Annotated in this window: 17 protein-coding genes, 9 tRNA genes and 1 rRNA gene (1 of these 27 running past the window's edge); 4 read left to right on the top strand and 23 right to left on the bottom strand. The window is 45.0% G+C overall.

The window, feature by feature from the left end:
• From ACY8D0_RS22205 to ACY8D0_RS22155, 11 genes are all read right to left on the bottom strand, one after another.
• Positions 1-1,363 (bottom strand): 16S ribosomal RNA (locus ACY8D0_RS22205); it reaches 188 nt to the left of the window's first position.
• Positions 1,364-1,473: 110 nt separating this feature from the next.
• Positions 1,474-1,547: transfer RNA gene (locus ACY8D0_RS22200), tRNA-Gly, on the bottom strand.
• Positions 1,548-1,561: 14 nt separating this feature from the next.
• A tRNA-Pro gene (locus ACY8D0_RS22195) sits at positions 1,562-1,638 on the bottom strand.
• A gap of 4 nt (positions 1,639-1,642) precedes the next feature.
• Positions 1,643-1,719: transfer RNA gene (locus ACY8D0_RS22190), tRNA-Arg, on the bottom strand.
• Between the two features lie 59 nt (positions 1,720-1,778).
• Positions 1,779-1,865, bottom strand: a tRNA-Leu gene (locus ACY8D0_RS22185).
• Positions 1,866-1,926: 61 nt separating this feature from the next.
• Positions 1,927-2,011 (bottom strand) — tRNA-Leu (locus ACY8D0_RS22180).
• Between the two features lie 8 nt (positions 2,012-2,019).
• Positions 2,020-2,094, bottom strand: a tRNA-Gln gene (locus ACY8D0_RS22175).
• 61 nt (positions 2,095-2,155) lie between these two features.
• Positions 2,156-2,227, bottom strand: a tRNA-Glu gene (locus ACY8D0_RS22170).
• 5 nt (positions 2,228-2,232) lie between these two features.
• Positions 2,233-2,323 (bottom strand) — tRNA-Ser (locus ACY8D0_RS22165).
• Positions 2,324-2,327: 4 nt separating this feature from the next.
• Positions 2,328-2,402, bottom strand: a tRNA-Asn gene (locus ACY8D0_RS22160).
• A 112-nt stretch (positions 2,403-2,514) separates the two neighbouring features.
• Positions 2,515-2,985, bottom strand: coding sequence for a SprT family protein (locus ACY8D0_RS22155; RefSeq protein ID WP_462412657.1), 471 nt, complete (start codon positions 2,983-2,985; stop codon positions 2,515-2,517).
• Between the two features lie 101 nt (positions 2,986-3,086).
• Between ACY8D0_RS22155 and cmpA the strand changes: the two genes are divergently transcribed.
• Positions 3,087-3,200 carry a cortex morphogenetic protein CmpA gene (cmpA, locus tag ACY8D0_RS22150; protein ID WP_154663445.1) on the top strand — a complete coding sequence of 38 codons (114 nt, stop codon included), beginning with the start codon at positions 3,087-3,089 and terminating at the stop codon, positions 3,198-3,200.
• 314 nt (positions 3,201-3,514) lie between these two features.
• On the opposite strand, the gene ACY8D0_RS22145 is transcribed toward cmpA, so the two are convergent.
• The 6 genes from ACY8D0_RS22145 to acpS form a co-directional block, all read right to left on the bottom strand.
• Positions 3,515-5,689, bottom strand: a complete 2,175-nt coding sequence (locus tag ACY8D0_RS22145) for a Tex family protein (RefSeq protein ID WP_462412656.1) — start codon at positions 5,687-5,689, stop codon at positions 3,515-3,517.
• A 298-nt stretch (positions 5,690-5,987) separates the two neighbouring features.
• Positions 5,988-6,338 carry a type II toxin-antitoxin system PemK/MazF family toxin gene (locus ACY8D0_RS22140; protein WP_042454575.1) on the bottom strand — a complete coding sequence of 117 codons (351 nt, stop codon included), beginning with the start codon at positions 6,336-6,338 and terminating at the stop codon, positions 5,988-5,990.
• Positions 6,339-6,342: 4 nt separating this feature from the next.
• The gene (locus ACY8D0_RS22135) at positions 6,343-6,624 is read right to left on the bottom strand and encodes a CopG family ribbon-helix-helix protein (RefSeq protein WP_042454585.1); all 282 of its coding nucleotides are present in this window, start codon (positions 6,622-6,624) and stop codon (positions 6,343-6,345) included.
• A gap of 196 nt (positions 6,625-6,820) precedes the next feature.
• The gene (gene alr, locus ACY8D0_RS22130; RefSeq protein ID WP_462412655.1) at positions 6,821-7,978 is read right to left on the bottom strand and encodes an alanine racemase; all 1,158 of its coding nucleotides are present in this window, start codon (positions 7,976-7,978) and stop codon (positions 6,821-6,823) included.
• A 124-nt stretch (positions 7,979-8,102) separates the two neighbouring features.
• Positions 8,103-9,119, bottom strand: a complete 1,017-nt coding sequence (locus tag ACY8D0_RS22125; RefSeq protein ID WP_462412654.1) for a LolA family protein — start codon at positions 9,117-9,119, stop codon at positions 8,103-8,105.
• 155 nt (positions 9,120-9,274) lie between these two features.
• Positions 9,275-9,631 carry a holo-ACP synthase gene (gene acpS / locus ACY8D0_RS22120; protein WP_462412653.1) on the bottom strand — a complete coding sequence of 119 codons (357 nt, stop codon included), beginning with the start codon at positions 9,629-9,631 and terminating at the stop codon, positions 9,275-9,277.
• Between the two features lie 168 nt (positions 9,632-9,799).
• Between acpS and ACY8D0_RS22115 the strand changes: the two genes are divergently transcribed.
• Positions 9,800-10,528, top strand: coding sequence for a rhomboid family intramembrane serine protease (locus tag ACY8D0_RS22115; protein WP_462412652.1), 729 nt, complete (start codon positions 9,800-9,802; stop codon positions 10,526-10,528).
• Positions 10,529-10,554: 26 nt separating this feature from the next.
• On the opposite strand, the gene uvsE is transcribed toward ACY8D0_RS22115, so the two are convergent.
• The 5 genes from uvsE to ACY8D0_RS22090 all read right to left on the bottom strand — a co-directional run bounded on the left by uvsE (position 10,555) and on the right by ACY8D0_RS22090 (position 16,786).
• Positions 10,555-11,517 (bottom strand): UV DNA damage repair endonuclease UvsE, encoded by a 963-nt coding sequence (gene uvsE, locus ACY8D0_RS22110; protein ID WP_462412651.1) that lies wholly within the window; start codon positions 11,515-11,517, stop codon positions 10,555-10,557.
• A gap of 252 nt (positions 11,518-11,769) precedes the next feature.
• Positions 11,770-13,254 carry a degradosome RNA helicase CshA gene (locus tag ACY8D0_RS22105; protein ID WP_462412650.1) on the bottom strand — a complete coding sequence of 495 codons (1,485 nt, stop codon included), beginning with the start codon at positions 13,252-13,254 and terminating at the stop codon, positions 11,770-11,772.
• A gap of 197 nt (positions 13,255-13,451) precedes the next feature.
• Positions 13,452-14,141 (bottom strand): alpha/beta hydrolase, encoded by a 690-nt coding sequence (locus ACY8D0_RS22100; protein WP_462412649.1) that lies wholly within the window; start codon positions 14,139-14,141, stop codon positions 13,452-13,454.
• Between the two features lie 15 nt (positions 14,142-14,156).
• Positions 14,157-15,533, bottom strand: a complete 1,377-nt coding sequence (locus ACY8D0_RS22095) for a UDP-N-acetylmuramoyl-tripeptide--D-alanyl-D-alanine ligase (RefSeq protein ID WP_462412648.1) — start codon at positions 15,531-15,533, stop codon at positions 14,157-14,159.
• Between the two features lie 173 nt (positions 15,534-15,706).
• Positions 15,707-16,786 (bottom strand): D-alanine--D-alanine ligase, encoded by a 1,080-nt coding sequence (locus ACY8D0_RS22090; protein WP_462412647.1) that lies wholly within the window; start codon positions 16,784-16,786, stop codon positions 15,707-15,709.
• A 201-nt stretch (positions 16,787-16,987) separates the two neighbouring features.
• On the opposite strand from ACY8D0_RS22090, the gene ACY8D0_RS22085 reads away from it, so the two are divergent.
• Positions 16,988-17,656 carry a HoxN/HupN/NixA family nickel/cobalt transporter gene (locus ACY8D0_RS22085; protein ID WP_462412646.1) on the top strand — a complete coding sequence of 223 codons (669 nt, stop codon included), beginning with the start codon at positions 16,988-16,990 and terminating at the stop codon, positions 17,654-17,656.
• Between the two features lie 205 nt (positions 17,657-17,861).
• On the opposite strand, the gene ACY8D0_RS22080 is transcribed toward ACY8D0_RS22085, so the two are convergent.
• Positions 17,862-18,638, bottom strand: a complete 777-nt coding sequence (locus ACY8D0_RS22080; RefSeq protein ID WP_462413152.1) for a hypothetical protein — start codon at positions 18,636-18,638, stop codon at positions 17,862-17,864.
• A 283-nt stretch (positions 18,639-18,921) separates the two neighbouring features.
• Here ACY8D0_RS22080 and mgtE point away from each other — a divergent pair, with 283 nt between their 5' ends.
• Positions 18,922-20,280, top strand: coding sequence for a magnesium transporter (gene mgtE, locus ACY8D0_RS22075; RefSeq protein WP_462412645.1), 1,359 nt, complete (start codon positions 18,922-18,924; stop codon positions 20,278-20,280).
• Positions 20,281-20,285: the final 5 nt, after the last annotated feature.

Genomic DNA, 20,285 nt, shown 5'->3' with positions numbered 1-20,285 from the left:
GCGATTACTAGCGATTCCGGCTTCATGCAGGCGAGTTGCAGCCTGCAATCCGAACTGAGAATGGTTTTATGGGATTGGCTTCACCTCGCGGCTTCGCTGCCCTTTGTACCATCCATTGTAGCACGTGTGTAGCCCAGGTCATAAGGGGCATGATGATTTGACGTCATCCCCACCTTCCTCCGGTTTGTCACCGGCAGTCAGATTAGAGTGCCCAACTGAATGCTGGCAACTAATCTCAAGGGTTGCGCTCGTTGCGGGACTTAACCCAACATCTCACGACACGAGCTGACGACAACCATGCACCACCTGTCACTCTGTCCCCCGAAGGGGAAATTCCTATCTCTAGGAGTGTCAGAGGATGTCAAGACCTGGTAAGGTTCTTCGCGTTGCTTCGAATTAAACCACATGCTCCACCGCTTGTGCGGGCCCCCGTCAATTCCTTTGAGTTTCAGCCTTGCGGCCGTACTCCCCAGGCGGAGTGCTTAATGCGTTAGCTGCAGCACTAAAGGGCGGAAACCCTCTAACACTTAGCACTCATCGTTTACGGCGTGGACTACCAGGGTATCTAATCCTGTTTGCTCCCCACGCTTTCGCGCCTCAGCGTCAGTTACAGACCAGAAAGCCGCCTTCGCCACTGGTGTTCCTCCACATCTCTACGCATTTCACCGCTACACGTGGAATTCCGCTTTCCTCTTCTGCACTCAAGTCCCCCAGTTTCCAATGACCCTCCACGGTTGAGCCGTGGGCTTTCACATCAGACTTAAAGGACCGCCTGCGCGCGCTTTACGCCCAATAATTCCGGACAACGCTTGCCACCTACGTATTACCGCGGCTGCTGGCACGTAGTTAGCCGTGGCTTTCTGGTTAGGTACCGTCAAGGTACCGGCAGTTACTCCGATACTTGTTCTTCCCTAACAACAGAGCTTTACGACCCGAAGGCCTTCATCGCTCACGCGGCGTTGCTCCATCAGACTTTCGTCCATTGTGGAAGATTCCCTACTGCTGCCTCCCGTAGGAGTCTGGGCCGTGTCTCAGTCCCAGTGTGGCCGATCACCCTCTCAGGTCGGCTACGCATCGTCGCCTTGGTGAGCCGTTACCTCACCAACTAGCTAATGCGCCGCGGGCCCATCTGTAAGTGTCAGCTAAAAACCGACTTTCAACCTTTCCTCATGTGAGGAAAGAAATTATCCGGTATTAGCATCGGTTTCCCGATGTTATCCCAGTCTTACAGGCAGGTTGCCCACGTGTTACTCACCCGTCCGCCGCTAACCAAAAGGCGCAAGCACCTTAAGATTCGCTCGACTTGCATGTATTAGGCACGCCGCCAGCGTTCGTCCTGAGCCAGGATCAAACTCTCCAAGAAAGTTGATATAGCTCATAAAAGTTAAAACGTTGGCTTCGTTTCGTTAGAAACGAATGTTTATTGTTGACGTATTCGTTTGTTTAGTTTTCAAAGAACAATCATAGTAAATATGGAGCGGGTGATGGGAATCGAACCCACAACAACAGCTTGGAAGGCTGTGGTTTTACCACTAAACTACACCCGCATATAAATTATAAATGGTCGGGAAAACAGGATTCGAACCTGCGACCCCTTGGTCCCAAACCAAGTGCTCTACCAAGCTGAGCTATTTCCCGTTTATGGCGCGCCCGAAAGGAGTCGAACCCATAACCTTCTGATCCGTAGTCAGACGCTCTATCCAATTGAGCTACGGGCGCATCTTATAAAAGCAACTTTTACATCGTATCACATTAAAAGTAGCTTGTCAATACTTTTTTGGTGCGGCCGAGAGGACTTGAACCTCCACGGTGTTGCCACCACTAGGCCCTCAACCTAGCGCGTCTGCCGATTCCGCCACGACCGCATGTTAACAGCAACAGAGATAATCATATCAAATTACCTTGATGGTTTCAACAGGTAATTTTTGGTGCGGGTGAAGGGAGTCGAACCCCCACGCCGTAAGGCGCCAGATCCTAAGTCTGGTGCGTCTGCCAATTCCGCCACACCCGCAAATATAGTGGCTGGGCTAGCAGGATTTGAACCTACGAATGACGGAGTCAAAGTCCGTTGCCTTACCGCTTGGCTATAGCCCAACAAATTTACTTTTTTAGAGAGAAGAAACAGGAAATGAAAAAATTCATTCCCCATCCCTGATGACCCCTACGGGATTCGAACCCGTGTTACCGCCGTGAAAGGGCGGTGTCTTAACCGCTTGACCAAGGGGCCGTTAATGGCGGAGAAGGAGGGATTTGAACCCTCGCGCCGCTCACGCGACCTACACCCTTAGCAGGGGCGCCTCTTCAGCCTCTTGAGTACTTCCCCATTATGGCTCCGCAGGTAGGACTCGAACCTACGACCGATCGGTTAACAGCCGATAGCTCTACCACTGAGCTACTGCGGAATAATTCAATTAAGTCTATCAACAGGTCTATCACCTTGTCGACTCTTTACATTATAATGACCAGCGATAGGAAAGTCAACACGATTTTTAAAGTAAATAAATGGGAGCCTTTTTAAGCTGAGTATTCTTTTGCCAAGACTAATTTACCTCTGCATTTCCCGCAAACATATCGGCCGGTATCAATCTTTCGTTTTCTTTGATAGGCAAGATTACAGTTTGTACATTTGTATATTAAGATTTTAGATGCCCTTCTTTTGTGTTTTTGCTCAGGAAGCTGGTTGCAATACCGGGGGGCCCGCACTCTTTTTAATAAGGTCTTGAAATCAGCATCCCGGTGCTGGTAGCCTCTGCCTTCGAGATGAAGATGATAGTGGCAAAGTTCATGCTTGATGATTCCGATTAATTCCTCTTTTCCCAGCTGCTCCAAATACTTTTTATTGATTTCGATATTATGGGTTCCCAGAAGGTATCTTCCTCCTGTTGACTTTAACCTAGGATTAAAACTGGCCTTATGCTTAAAGGGTTTGCCGAATAGTTCAATGGATATAGCCTCTACCAGCAACTGCAGTTCTTTGTTCTCCATTTTGCCCCTCCCCCGCTTTCTTTGGTGAACGTGACAACCTATTATAGCATATATTGTATATACCCTTATCTGGATTGACTTACTATCAGGGAGGTTTCATTATGCCAACTTGGTTTCAAAACCAAATGAAGAGAGCTTTTTATGAGAAAAACCTCTATCAAATAAAAATGCTGAACCAATGCTGGTTTTTTTACAGAAAAAAACACTGCTCATAGAAAAGCGGAAGCGCCTTGACCAGGGGCGGCAGGCAAGACAAGCCGGCATGAAGGTTGTATTTTAACCTTCCGGACGGATTGGCTTATGACCTGCGCCCCTAGGCGCTGTAGCTGGACCATTCTAGGAAGCAGTGTTTTTTATTCAAAGGCACTGTTAAATAAGTCTGTTGTTTTCCGCTCCAATCAACAGAGTGTAAAAATCAACAATATCGTATAACAAAGCTAATTCAAAAGAGACGAAGTTATAACTTCTACTTTGAGAACAGCTTTTTGGAGGAGGCCATTTTGCGCTGACCAGGTTGCTTACGTTTTTCCTATTCTGACGGAGGCAGCATAGTTAAGGCTACCCGGCCTTTTTTCATGTCAACGGAATCCACCCAAACGGTGACGACGTCCCCGACTGACACAATGTCGAGTGGATGTTTGACAAACCTTTTGCTTAATTTCGAAATATGGACCAAACCATCCTGTTTTACACCGATATCGACGAATGCTCCGAAATCGACGACGTTTCGGACCGTCCCTTGTAATTCCATCCCCGCCTTCAAGTCTTCAAGCTTTAAGACATCTTTCTTCAGCAGAGGCTGCGGCAGTTCATCACGAGGGTCCCGTTCCGGTCTTACCAAAGCATCGACAATATCCTTTAAAGTCAGTTCGCCAATGGACAGCTCTTCCGATACAGTTTTTAGCTCAAGACCGCCTAACGCGGTTTTTAACTCCTCGGTCCCCAAATCCTTCGCTGTAAAGCCCAGGTTGGTCAGTAGTTTTTTTACTTCGTCATAGTTTTCCGGGTGGATTGCCGTGCGGTCAAGCGGCTGTTTGCCGTCCAATACCCGCAAGAATCCAATCGCCTGTTCGTACGTTTTCGCACCAAGCCTTGGCACCTTTTTCAACTGTGCCCGGCTGGTGAACTTTCCTTCTTCTTCCCGCATTTTAACAACATTGTTGGCTGCGGTTTTGGTAAGTCCAGCTACATACTGCAGCAGTGAAGATGAAGCGGTGTTCACATTTACACCGACTTGGTTAACCGCGGTTTCGACCACGAAATGCAGCGATTCAGAAAGCCGTTTTTGTGCGACGTCATGCTGGTATTGACCGACACCGACGGATTTAGGGTCAATTTTCACGAGTTCAGCCAAAGGATCCTGCAGGCGGCGGGCGATGGATACGGCACTTCTTTCTTCTACATGCAGATTCGGAAATTCTTCCCTTGCCAAGTCAGAAGCGGAATAGACACTCGCACCCGCCTCATTGACAATTAGGTAATAGATTTCTTCGTCCATTTCTTTTAAGATGTCCGCCACGAATTGTTCCGTTTCCCTTGAAGCAGTTCCGTTTCCGATCGCAGCCATTTCCACTTTATACTCGCGGAGAATATTGATAAACTTCTGTTTTGCTTCTTTTGTCTTGGATACAGGAGGGTGCGGGTAAATCACGTCGATTTTTAACACCTTTCCTGTTTCATCAACAACTGCCAGCTTACAGCCTGTCCGATAGGCAGGGTCGACTCCGATCACCACTTTGCCCTTTAACGGTGGCTGCAACAAGAGATTCCGCAGGTTTTCCGAGAAGATATGAATGGCCTGTTCTTCGCCTTTTTCGGTCAATTCGTTGCGGATTTCCCGTTCGATTGATGGCTGGATTAATCTCTTATAACTGTCCTCGATGGCTTCTGTTACAATCGGAGCGGCAGGCGAATGTTCCTTGGCAATCCATTTTCTTGATAGATAGTTAAGCACTGTATCTGGATTGACTTTTACAGAAACCCGTAAAATATCTTCCTTTTCGCCACGGTTTAAAGCCAAGATGCGATGGGGAACAATTTTGTTCACAGGCTCTTCGTATTCATAATACATTTCGTATACGTTTTTCTCGTCTTTATCCGCCTCTTTTACTGCAGATACCACAGTGCCTGTTCTAAAAGTCTGCTGGCGGATCCATTTACGCCCTTCGGCATCATCAGAAACCATTTCGGCGATAATGTCCTTTCCGCCTGCTATGACCTCTTCTACGGTTAGGACTTCTTTTTCTTCTGATAAAAATTCCTTTGCTTTTTCAGCCGGGTTATCCGGAGAAAAGGTCAACAGCCACTGGGCGAATGGTTCTAACCCTTTTTCTTTTGCTATCGTTGCTTTTGTGCGGCGTTTTTGCTTATAAGGGCGATATAGGTCCTCTACCTCTTGGAGCTTTTCCGCTTTGGTGATCTCACGTTTGAGTTCCTCAGTCAATTTACCTTGTTCTTCAATAATCCGGAGGACTTCTTCTTTTCGTTGTTCAAGGTTTTGGATATATTGCCAGCGCTCCTGGATATCTCGAATCTGGACTTCATCCAGCGCACCGGTCATTTCCTTGCGGTACCGGGCAATGAACGGAACGGTGTTCCCATCGTTCAATAACCCAATGACATTTTTAACTTGTTTGTATGTAACTGCTAGTTCCGCAGCAATTTTGCTTAATAGTTGGTCGTCTTTTACTAATGTTTCTGTCACAAAAATCCTCCTATTCCTTTTCCTAATTGTATCAATTATCTTAGGAGTTTTCATTGATAAGAATGGTTCATTCCACGGCCCAAGGTTATAGGCCATTTTTCATTTTTTATTCTGTTTTGTCCTTCACCTGGCAAATGATAGACAGTATGAAATGCTCCCTTCAGAATTTGTCCATCTTTGAGCATCCTCATGTAATCTTAATCAATCAAAAGAAAAGGCAAGCTGACAGGAGCTTGCCTTTTGGTCATATGGGCAGAATATGTATGAAAACACGCTCTTCGCCAAGAGCGTGTTTAATTTAAAATTCGATGAGACCTAAACTCACTTGCAAGGCTTCATCCACTCGTTCCATCATTTCGTCATCGAGATGGGTGATTTTATCGGTTAACCGCTGCTTATCAATTGTACGAATCTGCTCCAATAGTATGACTGAATCCCGTTCAAACCCGTAGCGCTTCGCATCAATTTCAACATGAGTAGGGAGCTTTGCTTTTTGAATTTGCGCTGTAATCGCTGCAATGATCACTGTGGGACTAAACCGATTCCCGATGTCGTTTTGGATGACAAGTACTGGCCGGACACCGCCTTGTTCAGAACCAACAACTGGGGATAGGTCCGCAAAATAGACGTCACCACGCTTGACAATCAAAGGATTATCCTCCGCTTACAAGACGTTCCACAGTATGCTCTGCCTCATACTCCGCTTGAAATGATTCTGATGCAATTCTTAAATTGATCTTCGCCATTTCCATGTATCCACGTCTCATGGACTCGCGAATTTGTCTCTTTTTTCGTTCGCGTAAATACATTTTGGTTGCTTGGTAGATAAATTCACTGCGGTTTACATTTTCTTGTTTAACGAAACCATCTAATTCAGTAACAAGATGTTGCGGTAATTTCACTAAGATCTCCGTAGTTGCGCTGGGTTCAGACACAAACATACACCTCCACCATCACTACACACCAATTTTTTTATCTATACCACTTTTTATAATAACACCAATCAAGCCCATTGCATAGACTAATTATCATTCCTATTGTATTATAAGCCAACTAAACAACCTTTTATGCACAAAATCAACCGCAATATCATAAATATGTTAAATAGTGATGATTTAGGTCTTACTGCCATTATAAAAGATAATTTTTTATCTCGACAATTTTTCCGTCACGTTTATAAAGCCTTGGGACACGGTTCGTGATGATACACGGCACTTCATAATTAATCGTATCAAGCTTGGCGGCAATTTCATTCACCGATATCATTTGATCGCCTTGTTTTCCGATTAAGATGACCTCTGTACCAAGAGGAGCTTCCTCGTCCAAATGGACCATGCATTGGTCCATACAGATTCTTCCGACAATCTTAAAACGTTTGCCGCCAATCAGCACTTCCTGGCCTTGGAGCTTGCGGATCCAGCCGTCCGCATAACCTATTGGTACCGTTCCAATCCATTCATCGCCCTTGCTTTCGTAAGTAGCCCCGTAGCTTACTTTATCTCCCGCATGCAGCTTCTTGACATGGACAAGCCTTGATTTTAAGGAAAATGCTTCTCTTAAAGGGAATGGTATTTCCTTCTCCATTTCCGGTGATGGGGTTAACCCGTACATGGCGATTCCAAGCCTTACGGCATTAAAATAAGCCTTCGGGAACCGGATGGCGGCAGCGCTATTGCTTGAATGTATATACCGCGGCCGGCGGGCCAATGCACCGATCATTTCCTCAAACTTGGCCAGCTGCTGCTGAAAATAGGTGGTATCCAATTCATCGGCCGTCGCAAAATGAGTAAACACGCCTTCAAGTTTGAAACGTTCATCCTTCTCAATCAGCCGTTCCACTTCTTGTAATTCTTCTCTGCTCCGGACCCCAATCCGCCCCATACCGGTATCCAGTTTCATGTGGACCTTGAGCCTGTCCTGTGAACCCAAATGGCTTTGGGCTTCCTTGAGCCAATCTATTTGAAACACAGTTAAAGTAATATTCATTTTAGCAGCCATCTTGGCATCGCTGGGCCTTGATGCCCCAAGTATTAAAATGGGAGCTGTGATTCCCTTCTGTCTTAAGGCAATCGCCTCATCCAAAAAGGCAACCGCCAAATATTTGGCTCCGGCCTCCAATGCCGTGTTCGCTACTTGAACATCCCCGTGGCCATAGGCATTCGCTTTTACGACCGCAAATATGTCCACCTCGTTCGGCAGCCGGTTTTTAATAGACATGATATTCTCCTCGATACAATCCAAGTCAATTTCGGCCCATGTATCCCGAAAGAAATACCCTTCGTTTTCCATGATTACACTTCCTATTGAAAAAGTATCTAACGGCTTATATTTTACCATATTAACAGTCAGGATGCTTTTTTCAAAGCAGGCCTAAAAAAACAGGCTCTCCACTTAGAGCCTGTTTAAAGATGATTTATTTTATGGCTTCACCTTGGACCGATTTCGCCACTTCTACCATTTCCTCTTTCGTTAAATTTTTGGAGGCAATCATGTAGTCGACTCCTTCATGCGACCAGGTGAGTGAATGATCCGAGATGGCCCCGATGGTCATGCCGAGATCAACCAGGTCCCCTTCCACGTAGGTCGGATTAGCAGATGCCACTTTGGCTTTAACTTTTTCCTGCACGAGCGTGAAGGATTTTTTGCCCTCATACGTGAGAACAACTCGCTTGCCATCTTCAATCTTGACTTGTTTTTCGCCAATCAGCTTGGCCCCTTCTATTTCTGCGGTTGGGTACTTCACCGTAAACGACTGGTCTTTTTCGCTATTGGCCATGGCAGGCAGGTTCAGCTGGGCACGGGTCATATTCTTTTTCATATCAAAGTCGTCTTTGTCAAAGTTGGTATTAAATTTCACATTGGAAAACTCAACCGTTACCAGCGCATTGCGGTCCGTATCCATCACCTTGACTACAGCCGGTGATAAATCTTTTTTATTTAACTTAATTTCTTGGGTTGGAAGCATGCTATTATTTTGATAGCGGGTTTTGGTTTCAAAAATATAATAATCCTTGGTACTGGAGAACTTGGCCTCTTTATCCGCCGCTATATCCTTGATTAGCGATTCATACAAATAAGCCTGGCTGCTGTTTTGCGGCCAATCACTTTGGAACCTGAAGCTCTTATTAAGGGCGGGTGTCAGGACAAAGACCCCTTCATCATTTCGTAAAATCATCTGGCTTTGGTCTTTTTCGGCATTTTTCAAATTGACCCTATAAAAAGTTGGATCCTTATGCCAGATTTCCACATTGTACACTTGCGAATCTGTTCCCATTTTCAAGGTCATTTTGGCATTCGCTTTATAGCTGGTTAAATCGCCGAGTTTTCCCTCTAACTCCTTGACCACATCTTCTTGTGATTTAGTGCCACAGGCAGCCAGTACAAAGATGACCATCAGCCCTGTAAGAAGCAAAAATAACTTTTTCCTCATTCCTTCAACCCCTTCTTGTCTCATTTCATTTAAGTTTTGGGAAGAGAAAGGCAGGGATCAGGGTTTATATGACCATAGCTGACCTTGTCTCTCCTTTTTCCCTATGAATATATGAGACAACCTTAGGGTTTATGATAAGAGAAAAGCCAAGCTGTCTAAAAATCTTCCATCTCGATGATCACGTGGGCAACGGCATATTCTCTGCTGTGTGAAATCGATAGATGTGCCTGGCCCTCCGGTTTTATAAAAAACGGCTTTCCCGATGGGGCCGTGCCAATTTCGATATCTAAAAAAGAAAGTTCCTTTCCAATACCGGTGCCCGCCGCTTTTGAATAGGCTTCTTTTGCGGCAAATCGGCCTGCCAAAAATTCAACTTGCCGATTGGGAGATAAACCGTCAAATTTTTGTTTTTCATTGAGGGTAAGCACCCGCTCTGCAAATTTGGGCTGCTTTTGAAGCAAATTTTCAACTCTCGAAATTTCAATAATATCGGTGCCAATTCCTTTTATCACAACGAATCTTCCTTCTATTTAAAATTTACCGCGCATAATAGTGTACAGAGAAAAGCGGAAGGCGTCTCGCCGCTGGGCACTGGAGCTGGACCATTCTCAAAGTAATGAAATTAACTAGTGTACAAAACACTATATAAGTCTATGATGAAGTTGAGAGGAGGTTAATCCATGTTTACCAGAACAGAAAGCTTCCGCGAATTTATTCGCTTTTATCCTATCGTTTCGATCATTACAGCGATTCATATTATCCTTTACCTGTGTACCATTCTACCAGTATTTCCAAACTATTGGTTTTACGAAAACCTCTCCGGTGTAAATATTTATATTATGGAGGGGGAATATTGGAGACTCATTACACCGATCTTTATGCACAGCGGCTTTTCACATATGTTGTTTAATAGTATTTCACTTATTTTGTTTGGTCCCGCGCTGGAGCGGTTGCTTTCCGGCGGCCGATTTTTATTCATTTATCTTATTTCAGGATTTATCGCCAATGTGGCCACCCTGTTACTGGAACCGTTAACGTATACGCATGTGGGCTCAAGCGGTGCGATTTTTGGATTGTTCGGATATTATTTGGCGGTTATCATCTTCCGGAAGCATCTGCTTTCCAAGCAAAACTCGCAAATTATCATGACCCTTTGCGCCATTAGCTTGATAATGACCTTTTTGGAGCCAAACATTAATATCACGGCCCATATCTTCGGGCTGCTGGGCGGCTTTTTACTAGGGGCGATTCCTTATTATAATAAAAAAGATGTCACCGATACTTTTCAAGGAGTGGCCGGATGGGCAAAAAGCCGGAGGGGGAACCTTTCCACCCATTCGCCGATTAGAATCCTGATTTGGGGATTCATTATCCTGATTAGCATTATTGGGCTGCTAAGCCGTTTTTAAGGGATGTTGACCACAACATCCCTTTTTTATATTATCTCAAAACTGGATTGGTCCATTTTCCGGAGATTCGGCTCCGCCTGCAAATCGCGGGAAAGCTGAAACAGGGCCCCGTCCTTTTGTTTCGCTTCAATCATGCAGTGAATTTCCGGTACCGTCCCTTTGATTTCCTGCAGAAAGTTCAGGAACATTTGCGGGTCCACGTGGTCGGCATGGGCACGGAAATCATGGTCGGAGCGCGGGCTGGAGATATGCATTTTGATAGGCAGTTTTGAATGGGCCCATGTTGCTTTGACCCTGTCCCAATCCTCCTGCCAATCCGGCTCTTCATGATTGGCCAAATGGTGATGGTAATCAAACACCATCGGAACCCCCAGCTTTTCGCAAAGGTATAAGGTTTCTTTTACCGTAAAGGTGGTGTCATCGTTTTCCAGCATAATCATTTTTTGGATGGATGCCGGGACGAACGCCCAGTTATGAATAAACTGCTCCAACGCCTTTTCCTTATCATCATAACCTCCCCCAACATGTAGAACGCAGCGGTGTTCCGGATCAATATCCATTCCTTTGAGAAGATGCTGGTGCATCTGCAAGGTCTTTAAGCTGTTTTTTAATATTTCTTTATCCGGCGAGTTGAGCACCACAAAGTGGTCGGGATGGAAGTCCACCCGCATGGGATGCTCCTTTAGATAATCCCCTATCCGTTTGAGCGGTTCTTTTAGTGCCTCCATATAATCCCAGTCTGGTAATTCCGGATGGTTGGCCAGCGGGATCAGCCGGGAACTGAACCGAAAAAAATGGATTTCATTGGCGACATTATGTTTTAGGAGCCTAAGGCAATTGTCGAGGTTGGATTCAGCAACCCGTGCCAATTTGCGGATTGCGGCTTCCCGATCCTTGATTCGGCTGAACTGGGCAAAGGTCATGGTCTGCGAAGGCGATGCATTCTGCAGCTCCATGCTCATGGCCACATAGCCAAGACGAACAATCATGAAAATTCACTTCCAAAGCTTGCAATTTTTATCTATTATTCCCTTGTTTCGGGAAAACCCATCCCATCTATTAACGAAGGATCATGAACAGTTTTTTACATAAATTTAGGGATTCGGAATATTTTATTTGTGAATTTCCCAGTTTTATTTTTCGAACCCATCCATCCAATGCCTGAAATGAACGGCACGGCACGCCACGCCTAATGGCAAAAAAAGCATGGATGCGTCATCCATGCTTTTTTCTATATATGATTAATGATTAAAGCTTCTAGATTTACCGCCAGATCTTTTGTCTCCGTTTCTGGAGGATTTGACTGGTGCTTTTTTGCGGCGGTCAGAGTTGTATCCGCGTGAATCGTCTCTGCGGCGGCGGTCGTTTCGGTCATACGGCTTTCTTTCCCGTTTCGACGGAAGCGGTGCCTCCTCTGTCAACTTGACAGGAGTCGTGTCCGGCTCTTTGGTCAGCATCTTTAATACCGCAGCTACAACAGTCGAAGCATCATTGGCTTCCAAAAGCTCTTCCGCAGCTGCTTTGTAATATTGTAAATTGTTCGATTCAATGGTTGCCAAAATTTTATCAACCACTGCACGCTGTTGTCCTTCCAGCGCTTCATCAAGGGTTGGCGGCTTCATCCGCTCCATTTTGCGTTTGGTTGTTTTTTCAACTACAGCCAAATACGGTTTTTCCCTTGGAGTAATAAAGGTCATGGCGACACCAGTGTTTCCAGCACGTCCAGTACGGCCAATCCGGTGTACATAGCTTTCTGGATCCTGTGGGATATCAAAATTGTATACATGGGTAACGCCGGAAATATCCAAGCCCCTTGCCGCAACGTCGGTTGCAACTAAGACATCAATGTTGCCTTCTTTAAACTTGCGCAGAACAGAAAGGCGCTTTGCTTGGCTTAAGTCGCCATGAATTCCTTCTGCTGTGTAGCCGCGCAAATTCAATGCTTCCGATAATTCATCAACCCGGCGTTTGGTTCTTCCAAATACAATCGCCAATTCAGGTGCTTGAATATCGAGTAGTCTTGTCAACACATCAAATTTGTTTCGTTCTTGAACTTCAATGTAGTATTGTTCAATGGAAGGAACGGTCATTTCCTTTGCTTTTACCCGGACAACAGTTGGGTCCTTCATGAACTTTTCCGCAATGCGCTGAATCGGGCCAGGCATGGTGGCTGAGAATAGCAAGGTCTGGCGCTCTTCCGGAGTTTCCGCCAAGATTGCTTCAATATCCTCAATGAATCCCATGTTTAGCATTTCATCGGCTTCATCTAAAATGACAGTACGAACATGATCTAAATGCAGCGTCTTGCGGTTGATATGGTCAAGAACACGTCCTGGTGTTCCTACAATAATATGGGGTGCCTTCTTTAATGAGCGAATCTGGCGGCCAATGTCCTGTCCACCGTAAATCGGCAGCACGCGAACTCGTTTCCCAGATCCAATTTTATAAAGCTCCTCTGACACTTGGATAGCAAGCTCGCGTGTAGGGGCAATAATGATACCTTGAATCGCTTCTGATTTGATATCCACTTTTTCTACCAATGGAATTCCAAATGCAGCGGTTTTTCCTGTTCCTGTTTGAGCCTGCCCAATGACGTCTTTATTCTCCAGGCTTAATGGAATCGTTTCGGCCTGAATGGGTGTAGCCTCTTCAAATCCCATTTTCAGAACAGCCTTTAACGTCGCCTGGCCTATACCTAATTCTTCAAACTTCGTCAATGTTTTCATTCTCCTTCATCTATTATAAAAATATTTTTAATAATTAGCGTCGAATCTATTCTCTAATAAGAGTAAAATTGATATGTTTATTTTACCAAAAAAAAGACATTCTCCAAAGGAGTATGCCCTTATTCCATCAATCTTTAGACACATTGATAATAATATTATCATTAACAGGAATAGATTGCAATTTTATCTTGTGTTTTTTAATCCTCATTCAAAAACTTTAGCACTTGCAAAAACAATTCTTCTTTTTCTTCACAGTAACAAATATGGTGTTTGGAATTGCTGATCACCACGAGTTTCTTTTTACTGGAACCAATGGTCCGGTAAAGGTATTCTGCGCTTTTCGGGGGCACAATTCCATCCGCTTCCCCTTGTGCGACCAATGTGGGTGCCATAATTTTCGGCAAGTCGGGTCTAATGGAGGAAACCAGCCTGTGAAATTGCAGAACCGCACTCATCGGTGTTTCGATTACTTTTTTTCTATAACGGAAGAACAATTGGTTTTCAGCCAGTTGGCCGCCCATCAGGTCCTTCATGACTTGTTTGATATCTTCCGCAAGCTGTCGGGGATGGATGTAATAAGCAGCAGCGCTTAATAAAATGAGCTTGTCCACCGGATGGTTGGCAGCAAGAAAGCTGGCAATCATCCCGCCCATCGAAAAGCCGATCACATACACCTTATCACATGTCTCCATCAGAGCCTTCAGCTCTTGTTCGGCAAAATCCAGCCACTCTTGATGGCGGATTCCTTTCAATGACAGGGTTTCCCCTTGTCCCGGCAGGGTCGGGACGCGAAACTCCCAGCAGGTTCGTTCCTGTAAATACGTTACAAGCGGTTCCACCTCATAAGGGGCACCTGTGAAGCCGTGCAGGCATAAACAGCCAATCATCGTGTTGGTCTCCCGCTATTTTTGCAATGCCTTTACAATATCTTCTAGCTTCATCCCGCGCGAAGCTTTAACAAGGACCAGTGTGTTCTCTCCCAATTGAGGCTCGAGTTCCTTAATCAGACTCTGTTTATCGGTGAAGGCAAACACCCGCTCTTCACCCAGCACTGAAGCCGCTCCTTTGGCAATGTGCTTGCCAAGTGTTCCGTAAGTAAACACCAGGTTAATTTTGTCGGAATTTAACCTTTCGCCAACTTGCAGGTGGTACTGCTCCTCCTGCGGCCCTAATTCGAGCATGTCACCCAGCACGAGGATTCTCCGGTCATATCCTTGCAGGTTGGAGACCAGTTCAATGGCTGCCATGACCGATGTCGGGCTGGCATTATACGCATCGTTGATAATGGTTTCACCATGGCGGCCTTCCACAAGCTCCATCCGCATATTGGTGAGCTTAACCCCTTTTAGTCCCTCATTCATTTCTTCGAACGGAATGGAAAAGTAATGGGCAATCAACATCGATGCCAGGGCATTCATAATATTGTGCGTTCCTAAAACTGGCAATTCAAAGTTTTTGTCAGAGACATTCAGTCTAAACCGGCTTCCTTGCTGCAACTGGGTAATTGCAACAGGATACAAATCATTGGTTTCATTTCGGCCAAAGGTTTGGACCTCAACATTTCCTTTAAACTGATGAATCCGCTCCATTAATAATGGTTCATCACCGTGAAGGACCGCCAATCCACCGTCTTTTAATCCTTGAAGAATCTCTAGTTTTGCCTCGGCAATGGCCTCTCTTGAACCCAAGTCAAGCAGATGGGATTCACCAATATTCGTGATGACCACTGCATCCGGGCAAGCCAATTTGGTCAAAAATTCAATTTCGCCTCTTCCGCTCATGCCCATCTCCAAAACGGCCACTTCCGTATCTTCATTAAGATTTAACACGGTTAACGGGAGGCCAATATGATTATTAAAATTGCCTTCCGTTTTTTGAACCTTATATTTTAATGATAATAACGAAGCTGTCATATCCTTTGCTGTCGTTTTCCCGTTACTCCCCGTAATCCCAACCACGCGGATTGGCAGTTCTTTCCGGTACTCGCGGGCAAGCTCTTGCAAGGCAGTCAGGCAATTATCGACTATAATAATGGGCAAACCTTGGGGCGGATTAGGGACATCCTCTTGCCAAAATGCTGCCGCCGCCCCCTTTTTGATCGATTCCTCCACATATTTATGACCGTCCACATGCTCTCCAACTAACGGAACAAACAAGTTTCCTGCCGCTATTTTTCGGGAATCAATGGTAACCCCCTCGATGTTGATGTCAGCGAAAGGGGTAACGTCATTTATTGCAGAAACTATTTCGGCTACCACTTTTATAGATCGTTTTATCATGTTTTCCTCCTTAACTATTACTAGGCGATTCCTGTCAGCAGCGGGCCTTACCTTTCCGTTAAGCGTGATATAGAAAACGGACACGGCTTATAAGCCGTGTCAATGCGGTTCCTGCTTGCCGGCTAAAAAATTTCAAAAGTTCTTTTGCCTAAAATTAGAGAATTCTGATGTGATTAAATGGTGTACTTGATTTGCTGCTTTTCCGCATGCCTTTCCTCCGCCAATCGGACGAGACGCTCGATCAATTGCGGGTATTCCACACCAGTATGCTTCCATAATAGCGGGAACATACTGAACGGTGTAAATCCTGGCATGGTATTTACCTCGTTAATTAACGCTTTGCCGTCCTTTGTTAAAAAGAAATCCGCACGAACCAGTCCCGAACAATCCAATGCTTTGAACGCGCGAATAGCCATGTCTTTAATTTGGTAGTATTCATCCTCGGTTATATCAGCAGGAATTATTAACGCAGTTTCCCCATCTTCATATTTCGCCTTATAGTCATAAAAATCCTTTTTTGGAACAATTTCTCCTGCGACAGAACACTCAGGTTCATCGTTGCCTAAAACACCGACTTCGATTTCACGGGCAACGACACCCTCTTCAATAATGATTTTACGGTCAAATTGGAAAGCTTCCGCAAAAGCTGTTTCCAATTCCTGACGATTGCGGCATTTGCTGATGCCGACACTGGACCCAAGATTGGCTGGTTTGACAAAGCAAGGGTAACCCAATTCTTCTTCCACTTTGGCATAAGCTGCTTCTTTGGCCTTTTCCCACTCACTTCTTAGAAACGCCACATAGTCGACTTGCGCCAAACCCGCCTGGGCAAAGATATTTTTCATAATGACTTTATCCATGCCAGCAGCTGAGGCCAATACCCCGTTGCCGACATAAGGAAGATTTAATAATTCCAATAAACCTTGAACCGTTCCGTCTTCCCCGTTAGGACCATGCAAGAGCGGAAAAATGACATCAAGGGATGCATCGTTTTGCTGATCTCTTTGGAAAAGGGCAGGTGCCAACGCGGCAGGCGCCGTTTGGTTATCTGCGGAAAATTCGAGTTGTTTGACCGTTTCAGCCGGTTCCTTTAGTTGCGGCCCTTTAATCCATTGACCTTCCTCGTTTATGTAAATGGGATGGATATCAAACTTTTCTAGATCCAGTGCTTTAATCACAGCTAAAGCCGTTTGTAATGATACTTTATGCTCAGCGGATTTTCCTCCGTATAATAAACCTAGTTTTGTTTTCATGGTGTAACCTCCATATACTCAATCATATTTATTTTACCACTTTACCAAAGCAGAAAGGAAATGAGATAAACGTTTTTTCTATTTTATGTTGGGCACCGCCCACTTGAAACCAAATCTGCTAAATTTGTCACGAATCAGCCTCTTTAGTTCGTTTTTTTTCGGTAAGATTAGCTTATAACCAAATTATGGAGGTGCTCTTAAATGACTGGTTCCTTTATATCCATCTTATTGATTGGCTTTTTACTCGGCATCAAACATGCGATTGAACCCGATCATGTGATTGCCGTATCTGCCATTGCCAGTGAATCAAAAAATATAAAAAAATCAGCTTTCGCCGGGGTATACTGGGGCATTGGCCATACAACCACCCTGTTTATTGTCGGGATGTTCCTGATTTTGGCTAAAAGCACCTTTACCGACACCGTTGCCATGAGCCTCGAGTTTTTGGTTGGAATTATGCTCGTTACCCTAGGCATCTCCAGCCTCCGTACCATCCGCACGCACGTCCATTCACACCCGCATCTATCAGCTAAACACGCCCATAACAAACACCATCGTCAACATATGAAGTCTTTTTGCATCGGGTTCGTTCATGGGCTCGCCGGCAGTGCCGCCATGGTCCTGCTCACCATGAGCACGGTATCAACTGTTTGGCAGGGTGCCCAATATATCCTGATTTTTGGGTTAGGGACGGTCATCGGAATGCTCAGCTTTTCTACAGTCATCGGCATCCCTTTTGTCCTTACCTCCGGAAAACAGTTGAATAAAACGTTAAACCATGTCACAGGCGTCATCAGCATCCTGTTTGGTATCTATTATATGTATCACTTGGGCGTTAATGAGGGCCTATTTTCGGTTTGGTTTTCATAGATTCGATTGGTTCCGGCCAGCTCATTTCCATCCGCTTTTTGCGGATAACCTCGACTCCTGCGAGAGTACAGGGCTGAGGAGACCGGCAAGTATCAAGCGCCGAATACCCTCCCCAGCACGCCCGCGGGTTTGCTGAGTTGCTGAAGTGGAAATCAATTTTAACATAGACTCAAAAATAAATCCCTCCTGTTACGGAGAGATTTGATTATAAAACATTCAGTTTCCACTCTTTTGTTTTTCTATCAAATATCAGTTTGGCATGGTGTGGCTCACGGGAAATGTCCTGATAGGCCTCATACATATCGTCCATGTCCGCATAGTCGCCCATCACCCAAATCGGAATTTCGATGCGGGTGCGCTGGACATCGGCATCCCGAAACGAAAAACAAATCCCTTCCTTGATAAACGGGGTTAAAGAAAGCAAAATTTCCTTATTCACCGGCGGATAGGCACGCTTTTTCCGCAGTCCCAGCACGGACTTTTCCGGCTTCAATTCACTTAACTTCGAAGAAATCACTTCGCTTAGCAACGAAAAGAAATCCTTAAAGCTTCGATAGTAAGTTTTATTAAACCAGCCGTCATCAGTGGCGAGATAAACGAAACGGTTGCCCAGTTTATTATAAAACGGCAGCTTTAAATGCTGTTTATGATGTCCCAGGTACAGTAACTCTGCCATTTCCTGGCCTGATAATTCGTTTAAGACATCTTCCTCGGTAAAGTCAATCCAACAGAAATTCCCATAGCCATAAACATCTTCTTCCGCCAATTGGACAATCCGATCCTCTGGGCAGTATTCGAGGAGCGTATGCATATTAAAATCAGCATCATCAAAGCGGTGCTTTAATAAAAGCAAATGATTTAATGTACCTGAAAAAGCCGTTGCAAACTCTTCAAATTCAATTCCATAAGATAACACATACTGGTCTGTTTGATTTAAATGGACATAAATTAAATCACGTATGTCTTGATGATGCTTTTTCACCAAACCAAACCCTCCGTTCACCCGCTATATTAAAAAAGGTTTTCCAAAACTTTGGAACCTGTGTCCATACTTACTCATTTTATCAAAAAATAGCTGATAGTTTATTTCAATTCTTTTACAAATAATATACTTAAATAAGTCCTAGCCCTCTTAAAAAAGATCAGGGGGGAAAATCACAGGCATTGTAACACATACTATATAGTAGCACTGACGACTATTATTTGTTTCCGGGCTATTTTTATGAGATGGAAAGACCGCACCATATGGAGGAGTGTGGATATAGATGATAAAAAACATGACGGAAGATGAGATAAGTCTACATATTATTAAATCCCTGAAGGAAAACAAACATTCTGACTTGGAAGAGATACTCGAGGAACTCCAGCCTTATGATGTGGCAAAATTTTATATCGATCTTCCGGAAAAACACAAAGGCCGGTTTCTGCATTTCTTACAATTTGATGTTTTGGCAGACCTCATGCAGGAGCTGGATAAACCGGAACAGATTGATGTTTTGAACCGGCTTGGGGCCGAAAAGTCATCAAAAGTCCTCGATTTAATGGACAACGACGATTTAGCTATGCTGCTCCATGACTTATCTCCCGAAAAAATAGAATCCCTGCTTTCCGATATGCAAGCGGAAGAATCGAACGCCGTAAAGGATATCATGAAATATCCGGTGGAAACGGCCGGCCGGATCATGACCAACCGCTTCGTTTGGATCCGGACCTATTACACGGTGAGGGAAGCCGTGGATAAGCTGAAAACCTTCGCGGAATATGCCGAATCAATCCAATATCTTTATGTCATCGATGAGGACCGAAGACTGGTCGGTGTCGTCTCGTATCGGGATTTACTTTTGGCCGAACCCGGTGAAAAGATCAGCAGCGTGATGTACGAAAGGGTTATTTCCGTGAAAGTCACGACAGACCAGGAGGAAGTCGCCAAGACCGTTGAACGCTATGATTTTATTGCCGTTCCGGTCGTCGATGAGCAGGATTGCCTCGTTGGCATCATTACCGTGGATGATGTCATTGATGTCGTGATCAGAGAGGCCAATGAAGACATTGAAAAGTTATCCGCTTCCGGAAAGGCGATCGACTTTGACACCAAAACGCTGACCGCCGCCGCACGAAGGCTGCCTTGGTTAGTTCTTCTGCTGTTTATCGGTCTAGTTTCGGGGAGAATCATCAGCGGATACCAAGATACTTTGAACAAAGTAGTGGCCTTGGCCTTCTTCATGCCGATGATCTCCGGAATGACCGGCAACACAGGCACGCAGTCTCTTGCCGTCGTGGTCCGCGGACTAATTTCCAATGATATAGATGCCAAAGTGGTCTACCGGTTGATTTTGCGGGAATTTGGCGTGGGGATCACCATCGGGATTACCTGTGGGGTTTTAATTTCACTGATTGCCTTCATTTGGCAGGGAAATGGGATTTTAGGGCTCGTGGTGGGAGTGTCCTTATTATTCACCCTGATTATAGGAACCCTTGCCGGCACCGTCATTCCACTGATTTTGTATCAGCTAAACGTTGACCCTGCTGTGGCATCAGGGCCATTAATCACCACGTTAAATGACATTTTTTCATTATTCACCTATTTTGGGATTGCGACCATGTTTTTGAATTACCTAATGTAACGAAA

The organism is Neobacillus camarae (assembly GCF_054950115.1).
Note: the sequence above shows the minus strand (reverse complement) of the source record. Positions and strands in the feature narration are given on the sequence as shown.